Raw genomic sequence first — 10,419 nt, forward strand, 5'->3', positions numbered from 1 at the left:
TGAGCTCGGTGCCGGCCGACACCCCGCTGAACAGCGTCGCGACCCGGAACTGGCCGTCGGCGAGCGCAGCCGGCTCCTCCTCGGCCACCGCGAGCCGGCCGGGCGCGGTCACGATGATGGTGCGCTCAGACATGCGAGACCTCCGCGGTGCGGGGGGTGACGGCCCGGCCGGTGGCCGCGGCCTCGGCGACGGCCAGGGCAACGGCGTGGGTACGCAGCGCCTCCGCGTACGGCACCCGGACGTCGTCGCCGTCGCCCCGGACCGCGTCGATGAACGCCTGGTCCACGGCGATGCGCGCAGTCTCCGGATCACTGTCCACTGTGCGTGGTCCGTCGGCGTCGCGGACCACCAGCCCGGTCTCGGTGATCGCCAGGGCCAGCCCGTCGGCGTAGATCTCCAGGCCCGCCCGTTCCTTCCAGCCCAGCACGCACGTCGCGGCGAGCGTCCCCACCGCACCGCTCGCGAAGCGCAGCGTGGCGGCGGTCGCACCGTCCACATCGGCCCCGTCGACCGGCGGCGGCGTGCCGTTGCCGACCGCCGTCACCTCGCTGACCTCGCCGGCCAGGTGGCGGGCCAGGTCGAGCACGTGGGCGGCCTGCTCGACGACCGGGCCACCGGAACGGTCCCGGTGCGGCCACCAGGACACCGGAGGCACTTTGTCCAGCCACGCGCCGGTCACGAGCCGTACGGGCCGGTCCTGGAGCAGGGCCCGCGCTTGTTCAACAATCGCGAGATAGCGCCAATGGTGACCGACCGCTGTCACAATCTCACTCTTCGCAATGAGGCCTGCGATTTCGGTAGCTGTATCCCAATCAAGCGAAATAGGCTTTTCGACAAACAATGGCAGTCCAGCGGCCACCACGGCCCGCTCCGCGTCGCCGTGGGCAAAGGGCGGCACGCACACGTACGCAGCGTCCAGCCCGGACCCGAGGAGCGCCTCGACATCCGGGAACGCCCGCGCGCCGTGCGCGTCCGCGAGGCTCTGCGCCGCCGCCGGAACGACGTCCGTCACGCCCACCACCTGTACACCCGGCAGCCCGGACAACACCCGGGCATGCCGCTGCGCGACGCCGCCGGCGCCGATCATTCCCACTCTTGTCCCGGCCATGAGCCCTCCCCGATCGTCGACACCGTCCTGCGGCCCCTCGACTTCTCCGCCCCGGCAAATGTGAAACGTCAGGTCTTTCCGCAGGTCCGGACATCCAGCTGTTACCCGGCGGCAAGATTGGAGGCGGCCGGTCATGGGAAAGTCACGCGCTTCGCTGTTGATCGTCAACTGGGGGGTGTGCCCATGCGGCACTCGCGCACGAACGTTGCACCGACCGCGTCACCCATCGTCGAGGCCTGGGCGGCCTACCGGACCGGAAACGCCACACAATGGACATCCCGGCAACTGGCCCGCGCGAAGAAGGGCACCCGCGTCAGCGTGGTGATCCCGGCGCGCAACGAGGAGGCGACGGTCGGCGCCATCGTGTCGACCATCCACGAGCACCTGAGCGTGAAGGTCCCGCTGGTGGACGAGATCCTGGTGGTGGACTCCCGGTCCACCGACGCGACCGCCCTGGTGGCGCGCGCGGCCGGGGCCCGGGTCGTGCACCAGGACGACGTGACCCGCGGCCTGCCCCGGATGGAGGGCAAGGGCGACGCCCTCTGGGCCGGTCTGGCCGCCAGCACCGGTGACGTGGTCGCCTTCGTCGACGGCGACCTGCGCGACTTCTCCCCGCACTTCGTGACCGGCCTGCTCGGGCCGCTGCTGACCGACCCTTCGGTCGAGTTCGTCAAGGGCTTCTACCACCGCCCGCTGGTCAGCAACACCGGCGTCGAGACCGACGGCGGCGGCCGGGTCACCGAGCTGGCCGCGCGCCCGCTGATCAACCTGTTCTGGCCGGACCTGGCCGGCGTGGTCCAGCCCCTGGCCGGCGAGTACGCGGGCCGCCGCACGACCCTGGAACGGATCCCGTTCGTCTCCGGGTACGGCGTCGAGATCGCGATGCTGATCGACCTGCTGGACCTGGTCGGCCTGGACGCGCTGGCCCAGGTCGACCTCGGCGAGCGGTTCCACCGCCATCAGGGCACCGAGGCGCTGGGCCGGATGTCGGCCCAGATCATGGTGACCGCGTGGTCCCGGCTGCACCGCCGTGGCCTGGTCGCCGACGCGCTGCCGCCCTCGACGCTGCTCACCCAGTTCCGCCGCGGTGGCGCCGACGCCCTGCCGCACCTGGACCGCGAGATCGTGCTCAGCGAGGTGGGCGTCACGGAACGGCCGCCGCTGAAGACCGTGGCGCGCAGGTCGGTGCCGGCCGCATGAGAGTCCTGATGAACGCGGGGCCGTGGCTGCCGGTCCCTCCGAACGGTTACGGCGGCATCGAGAACGTCATCGCCACCCTGGTGCCCGAGCTGCGCCGGCTCGGGGTCGAGGTGGTGCTCGCCACGGTGGCGGAGAGCACGCTGGCGGTGGACGAGCGGGTGTCGGTCTTCGACACCGGCCAGTTCGCCCAGCTGCAGCGGCCGTACAACCAGGTGTGCGGGATCGTGCCCGCGCACCTGCACGCCGTGCGGCGCCGGCTCGCCGAGGGCGACATCGACCTGGTGCACGACCACGTCGAGGCGGCCGGCCTGGCCACCCTGGCCGCGCTGGGCCCGGACTCGCCTCCCGGCCTGCACACCCTGCACTGGGATCTGGCCAAGCACCCCGAGCTGTACGGCACCTTCGACGGCGGCGACCGGGTCCGGGTCAACGGCGTCTCGGCGAACCAGCTCACCCACGCCCCGGCCGCGCTGCGGGCGCACGCCGTCGGCCACGTCCACCCCGCGACACCCCGGGCGGACGGGGCCGATCTGCGCGCCCCGGTCGGCAAGGAGGACTACGCGGTCGTGCTGGGCCGGATCAATCCCGGCAAGGGCCAGGACCTGGCGGCCCGGCTGGCGCACAGTGCCGGCTTCGACCTCGTGCTGGCCGGGCCCGTCGGGCCGTACCACCGCCCCGAGGATCTCGCCGCCGCCGGCCCGGCGGCGGCGCAGAATCCCGATGTGCGGTTCTGGCAGGAGCACGTGGCCCCGCACGTCGACGGTGACCGGGTCCGCTGGGTCGGCACGGTGACCGGGCAGGACCGCGACGACCTGGTTGCGCGGGCCCGGGCCGCGCTCTTCCCGCTGCGGTGGGAGGAGCCCGGCGGTACGGCGGTGGTCGAGTCGCTCGCGCTGGGCACCCCGGTGATCGGCATCGCCCGGGGCTGCCTGCCCGAGCTCATCGAGCACGGCCGGACCGGACTGCTCACCTCCGACGAGGAGGAACTGGGTGAGCTGGTGGCGGCGGCCGGCACGATTTCCGAGGCCGCCTGCCGGGAGGAGGCCGCCCGCCGGTTCACCCCCGCGGTGATGGCATCCTCCTATCTCGGCCTCTACGAACGGGTACGCGACGAGGCCGCCGTCGGGGTGTGATGCCGCTCCTTGCGTTTGCCCCGGTGGGTTCGAGGGCACTGATCGCGGACGACGCGACGGACACGGCGCGTCGGTATGGAGGGAAACGGATGACGAGCCAGCTGGTCTGCCGTCCGGAGCAGCACCTCCCGGTGGCGATCCTGCGGGTCAGCGGCGTGCTGGACGCGATGACGAAGGACGCGCTGGAGCATGCGGTCGCGCACGCGCTGTCGGCGCAGCCCGAGGCGCTGCTCATCGACGTGTCGGCCCTCGAGATCCCCGATCCTGCCGCGCTGGACGTGCTGAGCACGGTGGTGTGTCGGACGGCCGACTGGCCGGCCGTACCCATCGTGCTCTGCGGCGCCGGGCCGGAGACGGCCCGGATCATCGGCTCCTGGCCGGACTGCGCCGCGCTGAGCACCGCGACCAGCTGCGCCGACGCCCTGAAAGGCACCAAGGAAGAGCCCGAACCCCGGCGGATCCGGGTCCGGCTGCGGCCGGTCCCGGACGCCTGCCGGCAGGTACGCCAGCTGGTCACCCAGGCCTGCACCGCGTGGCACCGCCGTGAGCTCGCCGGCACCGCCGCGCTGGTCGCCACCGAGCTGGTCGCCAACGTGGTCCGGCACGCGCACACCACCATGGAGTTCACGGTCGGGCTGCGCGACGGGCGGGTCTGCCTGACCGTCCGGGACGGCAGCCGGCGGCTGCCGCGGCCCCAGGCGCCCGAGGTCGGCGAGGCCGGCGGCCGGGGCCTGCAGCTGGTCCGGGAGCTGACCGATGCGTGGGGGGTCCTGCCGATCCGCGACGGTAAGGTGGTGTGGACTCATCTGACGGCGGGAGCTGCGGTGTGACAGGCAGGCACCGGGACGTCATCGCCGTCGGCGCGTCCGCCGGCGGAGTGGAGTCCCTGCGTGCTCTGGTCGCCGGCCTGCCGCCGGACCTGCCCGCGTCGGTCCTCGTCGTCCTGCACCTGCCGCGCGACGCCCCCAGCGCGCTGCCCTCGATCCTGAACCGCAGCGGCCCGCTGCCCGCGGCCTCCGTCGTCGAGGGTGAGCACATCCGGCCCGGTCATATCTACGTCGCGCCCATCGACCACCACCTGCTGCTGCTCGACGGGCACCTGCGGCTGTCACACGGCCCCGCCGAGAACGGGCACCGGCCGGCCGTCGATCCCCTCTTCCGCTCCGTCGCCCGCACGGCCGGCCCCCGCGGCATCGGGGTGGTGCTCTCCGGCTCCCGCGACGACGGCGCGGCCGGGCTGGCCAGCATCGTGGCCCGTGGCGGCACCGCGGTCGTGCAGGATCCGGCCGAGGCGCTGTATTCCTCGATGCCGCTCGCCGCCCTCGCCCAGGCCCCCACCGAGCACGTCGCGCCCGCCGCCAAGCTGGGCGGCCTCCTTGCGGAGTTGACTGCCATGCCTCTGCCCGACGGTCCGCGGCTGCCCGCTGACAGCCTGCTCGACACCGAGGTGGCGATGTCCGACCTCGTATCGATCACCTCCGACCGGTTCGCGCCGCCGGCCGGCTTCGGCTGTCCCGCCTGCGGCGGCGGGCTGTTCCAGATCGACGACGGCCCGGTCCCCCGCTACCGGTGCCGGGTGGGTCATGCCTGGTCGCCCGAGAGCCTGCTGGACGAGCAGGCCATCGCGCTGGAGGGCGCGCTCTGGATGGCGTTGCGGGCGCTGGAGGAGAAGTCCGAGCTGAGCCGCCGGATGGCCGCCAACGGCACCCACCGGCGGGCCGGCACCGGGACCCGGTTCGACAACATCGCGGCCGACGCCGACGCGGCCGGCGCGACGATCCGCCGGCTGATCGCCCGGCTCGGCTCGATGCCCGACCGCGATCCCGACACGGCCACCCCCGGGGATCATCCGGACGAGTTGCCGTCCGACGTGCGGTAGCGTCGCCGCGCAACCATGTGACGGAAGGCCACCATGATCCCCACCGACCCGGACTTCGAGGCGCTGCTGGTCTACCTCAAGGAGTCCCGGGGTTTCGACTTCACCGGCTACAAGCGGTCCAGTCTGATGCGCCGGGTCAACCGGCGCATGGCGCAGGTAGGGATCGCCGGTTACCAGGACTACTCCGATCATCTCCAGGTGCACCCGGACGAGTTCACGGCCCTGTTCAACACCATTCTGATCAACGTCACCGGCTTCTTCCGCGATCCGGAGGCCTGGGAGTATCTGCGCGCCGAGATCCTGGAGCCGCTGGTGTCGAGCCGGGCGCCGGACGCGCCGATCCGGATCTGGTCGGCCGGCTGCGCCTCCGGCGAGGAGGCCTACACGCTGGCGATGGTGCTGGCCGAGACGCTGAGCATCGACGGGTTCCGCGACCGGGTGAAGATCTATGCCACCGACGTGGACGAGGAGCAGCTCACCGAGGCCCGCCAGGCCACCTACGGCGAGCAGGCGCTGGAGGCGGTCCCGCCGGAGCTGAAGGAGAAGTACTTCGAGCGGACCGGTGAGCGGTTCACCTACCGCAAGGACCTGCGGCGCTCGGTCATCTTCGGGCGCAACGACCTGGTCCAGGACGCGCCGATCTCCCGCATCGACCTGCTCGCCTGCCGCAACACCCTGATGTACTTCAACGCCGAGACCCAGACCAAGATCTTGTCGCGGTTCCACTTCGCCCTGGCCGACGGCGGCATCCTGCTGCTGGGCAAGGCCGAGATGCTGCTCAGCCATGGCAGCATCTTCACCCCGGTCGACCTGAAACGCCGGATCTTCCGCCGCGTGCCCCGCGCCCTGTACCAGGCCGGGTCCGCCTTCGGCGAGCAGCTGCCCGCCACCGCGAATCACGTCCTCGGCCTGGATCAGCTGCGCAACGAGGCGCTCGCCGCCAGCCCGGTGGCTCAGCTGGGACTCACCTCCGACGGTCTGGTCGCGCTGACCAACACCCGGCTGGACCACCTGTTCGGAGTGTCGTCGCGCGACATCGGCCGGCCGTTCCGTGACCTCGACCTGTCGTACCGTCCGGTGGAGCTGCGCCGCTACATCGAGCAGGCGCAGGTCGAGCGCCGCACCCTGCGGGTCAACGACGTCGAGTACGTCCGCGGCGGCGACCTGATCAACCTCGAGATCCAGATCAGCCCGCTGACCGCGTCCGACGGCAGCCTGCTCGGGGTCAACATCGTCTTCGACGACGTCACCGCGGCCCGCCGCCTGCAGGACGACCTCGAGCAGGCCCACCAGCAGCTCGAAGCCGCGTACGAGGAGCTCCAGTCCACCAACGAGGAGCTGGAGACCACCAACGAGGAGCTCCAGTCGACGGTCGAGGAGCTGGAGACCACGAACGAGGAACTGCAGTCCACCAACGAAGAGCTGGAGACGATGAACGAGGAGCTCCAGTCGACCAACGAGGAGCTGCAGAACATCAACGACCAGCTGCGGATCAGCACCACGCAGCTCGACGACGCGAACGCGTTCCTGGAGACCGTGCTGGCCAGCCTGCGGGCCGGTGTCGTCGTGGTCGACCACGACATGCGGATCCGGATGTGGAACAGGCGCGCCGAGGACCTCTGGGGACTGCGCTCGCACGAGGTGGTCGGTGAGCACTTCCTCAACCTGGACATCGGGTTGCCGTTCGAGCAGCTCCGGCCCCTGCTGCGCGGGGTGCTGGGCGCGCAGGGCGGCGCGGCCGAGCTGGCGGTGGAGGCGGTCAACCGGCGGGGCCGGCCGATCACCGTACGGGTGGCGGCGACCCCGCTCGCGGCCCGGGATTCCGCCAAGGACAACGACGGCGCCATCATCGTCATGGAGGCGGACGCGGTGCTCGACGCGACGGCCGACACCGTTTGAACGACGATGCATCGGGTATGCAGCCTCATCCGGTACCCAGCTCAGGAGGTCGGTAGCAGTGGCGGTCGTCTGCGAGGTGAGGGACGACGGGCGCCGGCTGATCGCGGAGCTCGCCGGCAACCTCGGCCTCGGCGACGTCGCCGACGTACGCGTCAAACTGCTCAAGTGCCTGGCCGAGCAGCCCGAAGCGCTGCTGATCGACCTGTCCCGAATGACCCTGGCGGACCCGCTGGCCCTCTCGGTGTTCGTCGCCGTACGCCGGCAGGCCGCCCGCTGGCCCGGCATCCCGATGCTGCTGTGCGCCCCCGAGCCGCAGACCGGCAACCAGCTGCGCAGCGCGGCGTACCGCACACTGCCCCGTTTCACCACCCTCGAGGCCGCCCGCGAGCACGCCAGGCTGGAACGACACACGCTGTCCGTGCTCAGCGACGAGCTGCTGCCCATCTCCGGCGCGGCCCGCCAGGCGCGCAACGTGGCGACGGACGCGTGTGTGCGCTGGGACCTGCCCGACCTGGTCGCCCCGGCCAGCCTGGTGGCGAGCGAGCTCGTCAGCAACGTCGTCGACCACGCGCACACCATGATGACCCTGCGCGTGACCCTGCGGCCGCGCTTCCTGCACATCGCCGTCCGCGACGGGGACGCCGCCGAGCCGGTCCTGCGCGCCACCGAGGGCTCCGCCACGATGCGCGGCCGGGGACTGCTGCTGGTGGAGGCCACCGCGCATTCCTGGGGCTGGCTCCCGACCGACGACGGCAAGGTCGTCTGGGCGTCCCTGCAGGTGAGCTGACGGCCCTACCGGGTGGTGGTGTCGAGCAGATTGTGCAGGCCGGAGACGGCGAGGATGCGCGACACGTACGGCTGAGCGCCCGTCAGGGACAGGGACACCTCCGCCACCGCAGCCGCGGACGCGGCGTCGACCAGGGCAGCCACACCGGCGGCGTCCACGAGCGGCACCGCCGACAGGTCGACGACCAGCCGACCCGCGCCGACGGTGACGATGGCATGACGCAGACTCGTCCGCAGCCGGCCGGCCGTGTCGCGGTCGACCTCCCCGCGGATCCGTACCGTGAGGACCCCGTCCTCGTGCGAGACGGTGATCTGCATGCCGTGGCCGTCGGTCGCAGTGCTCGCGCCTTCCCAGCGCGGCAGCGTATCGCTGAGCATGGCCTCACGCAGCCAGCCCAGCGCCCGGCTGAGCAGCCGCGACACGTGCATCTGGGAAATGCCCAGCTCGGCGGCGATCTCCGCCTGGGTGCGGTTGCCGTAGAACCGCATCGCCAGCATCTGCCGCTCCCGCGACGGCAGCCGCACCAACAGCCCGGCCACGGTGATCTTGTCGTCGATCGCCTCGAGCTCAGCGTCGGCGCCACCGATCAGGTCACCGAACTCCGCCGAGCCGTCCACCCCGGCCGGAGCATTGAGCGAAGCCGGCGAATAACCGGCGGAGGACTCCAGCGCCTCCAGCACCGCGGACTCCGGCAACCGGAGATGCGCGGCCAGCTCGGCCACGCTGGGCCGGCGGGACAGCTCGGTGGTCAGCACCATCGTGGCGTGCCCGACCTCCAGACTCAGGTCCTGCACCCGCCGGGGGACGTGCACACCCCAGGTCCGGTCGCGGAAGTGCCGCTTGATCTCACCGGAGATCGTGATGACCGCGTACGCCGTGAAGGAGCCCCGCTGCGGGTCGTACCGGTCGATGGCCTTGACCAGGCCGAGCCGGGCCACCTGCTCGAGATCCTCGAGAGCCTCGCCCCGGCCCCGGTAACGGCGGGCCATCCGCCCGGCGAACGGCAGGCAGAGCGCGACGAACTCCTCCCCCGACTGCTCCCGGGTGAGGGCGTCGGCCGACTCGAGCCGCTCCGCGTAGGCGGTGGCGGCCAGATCCAGATCCTCCAGCACGCGCTCGCCGGATGGCTGCACGCGGTCGTGTGCAGACATACAACCCCCTAGATCGCGCATCCGGATCAGTGCCCTCGATACGCGACTCGTGACCCCGACGTCGGCTCCGAGCCAACCATGGAACCCCCGGGGTCGACCCCTCCGGTCACCGTACTGCCCGGCCCCTTCGATGCCGAAACACAAACCACCCATCGGTGTCGCTGATTGTCCGTGGCGCCCGCGGGTCAGCCGTTGTGATGCCCCCTCGGCTGCTCCCCGGCCGGATCCTGCGGGCGGCGGGGAAGCCCACTGGGCGCATCGTCGTCCGAACCACCGGCCGCGGGAACGACCGGAACCTGCGGGGCGGCGCCCCGGGTGGGCAACCCCGACGGCGTGTCGGTGGGCGGGAGGGGGCGGTTGAGCTGGCCCATCTGCGGGGGTTCCAGCGGTGGGCGGGTGGGACGGGCCGGTGCCGGGGAGCCGGTGAGGCCGGGCTGGGTGGTGGGGCCTGGCCGGTCCAGGTGCTGTCCGGTTCCCTGGGCCGGGCCGAATCCCTGGGGCTGGGGCTCTTGGCCGTTCGCCTGGCCACCGCTTGCCGGGCCTCCGCTTGCCGGGCCTCCGCTTGCCGGGCCTCTGTTTGCCGGGCCTTGGCTCGCCAGGCCTTGGTTCGCCGGGCTACCGCTCGCCGGGCCTCCGTTTACCGGGCCTGGGCTCGCCGGGCCTGGGCTCGCCGGGCCTTGGTTCGCCGGGCCTGGGGGAATCGAGGGCGGCTGGGCTGCGGGCGCTTGGGATGCGGGCGTTTGTGGTGCGGCTTCGAAGGGGCGGTTGAGCTGGCCCATCTGGGGTGGTTCCAATGGGGGGCGGTTTGACTGGCGGGGCTGGGCTCCGGGGTGGCCGGAGAGCGGGCCTCCCGGCTGGCTCGGGCCTGGGCCCCACTGGGTCGAGCCGGCCGCCGGGTTGATCTGCTGACCGGCGGTGGGGCCGGCCGGCTGGTTCGGGCCGCCGGAGTGGGCTGCGGTCGGGACGCCTTGCCAGCCGGGGATCGGGGCGGCTGGACCGTTCGCCGGGGTCTGGTCGGTGTCGCTCGGACGGGTGACGGGCGCCGGGGCGGCGGCGAACTGGTTCTGGGGTGGGGTGACGGGCTGGGCCGGGCGGGCGAACTGGTCCTCGACCCCGGATCGGGCCGGTCCGGCGGTCGGGTCGGGGTGGTCGGTCTGGTTCTGGTGGGTGGGTGTGGCGAGCCCTGCCGTCCATCCGGCTGGGGTATCCGTTCCTGCTTGCTGCGCGGGGCCCCCCAGCAGGCCGCCTGGCCCCCGCAGCC

At 72.4% G+C, this 10,419-nt stretch carries 8 protein-coding genes; 6 read left to right on the forward strand and 2 right to left on the reverse strand.

The window, feature by feature from the left end:
* Positions 1-125 precede the first annotated feature (125 nt).
* Complete coding sequence (locus AB0C29_RS18230) at positions 126-1,109, reverse strand: Gfo/Idh/MocA family oxidoreductase (protein WP_360821544.1); 984 nt, start codon at positions 1,107-1,109, stop codon at positions 126-128.
* Between the two features lie 183 nt (positions 1,110-1,292).
* On the opposite strand from AB0C29_RS18230, the gene AB0C29_RS18235 reads away from it, so the two are divergent.
* From AB0C29_RS18235 to AB0C29_RS18260, 6 genes are all read left to right on the forward strand, one after another.
* Positions 1,293-2,309, forward strand: a complete 1,017-nt coding sequence (locus AB0C29_RS18235) for a glucosyl-3-phosphoglycerate synthase (RefSeq protein ID WP_360821531.1) — start codon at positions 1,293-1,295, stop codon at positions 2,307-2,309.
* Positions 2,306-3,442 carry a glycosyltransferase gene (locus tag AB0C29_RS18240; RefSeq protein ID WP_360821533.1) on the forward strand — a complete coding sequence of 379 codons (1,137 nt, stop codon included), beginning with the start codon at positions 2,306-2,308 and terminating at the stop codon, positions 3,440-3,442. Before AB0C29_RS18235 ends, AB0C29_RS18240 begins: the two co-directional genes overlap by 4 nt.
* An 89-nt stretch (positions 3,443-3,531) precedes the next feature.
* A complete protein-coding gene (locus tag AB0C29_RS18245) occupies positions 3,532-4,272 on the forward strand; it encodes an ATP-binding protein (protein WP_360821535.1) in 741 nt (246 codons plus the stop codon).
* Positions 4,269-5,321: a chemotaxis protein CheB gene (locus tag AB0C29_RS18250; protein WP_360821537.1), complete on the forward strand. Its 1,053-nt coding sequence runs from the start codon at positions 4,269-4,271 to the stop codon at positions 5,319-5,321. Before AB0C29_RS18245 ends, AB0C29_RS18250 begins: the two co-directional genes overlap by 4 nt.
* 33 nt (positions 5,322-5,354) lie before the next feature.
* Complete coding sequence (locus AB0C29_RS18255; RefSeq protein WP_360821538.1) at positions 5,355-7,220, forward strand: CheR family methyltransferase; 1,866 nt, start codon at positions 5,355-5,357, stop codon at positions 7,218-7,220.
* Positions 7,221-7,296: 76 nt separating this feature from the next.
* The gene (locus AB0C29_RS18260; RefSeq protein WP_360821540.1) at positions 7,297-8,007 is read left to right on the forward strand and encodes an ATP-binding protein; all 711 of its coding nucleotides are present in this window, start codon (positions 7,297-7,299) and stop codon (positions 8,005-8,007) included.
* A 5-nt stretch (positions 8,008-8,012) separates the two neighbouring features.
* Here AB0C29_RS18260 and AB0C29_RS18265 read toward each other — a convergent pair whose 3' ends face one another.
* A complete protein-coding gene (locus AB0C29_RS18265; protein WP_360821542.1) occupies positions 8,013-9,158 on the reverse strand; it encodes a SigB/SigF/SigG family RNA polymerase sigma factor in 1,146 nt (381 codons plus the stop codon).
* Positions 9,159-10,419 lie beyond the last annotated feature (1,261 nt).

It is taken from the genome of Actinoplanes sp. NPDC048791 (assembly GCF_040650095.1).
GTDB lineage: Bacteria > Actinomycetota > Actinomycetes > Mycobacteriales > Micromonosporaceae > Actinoplanes.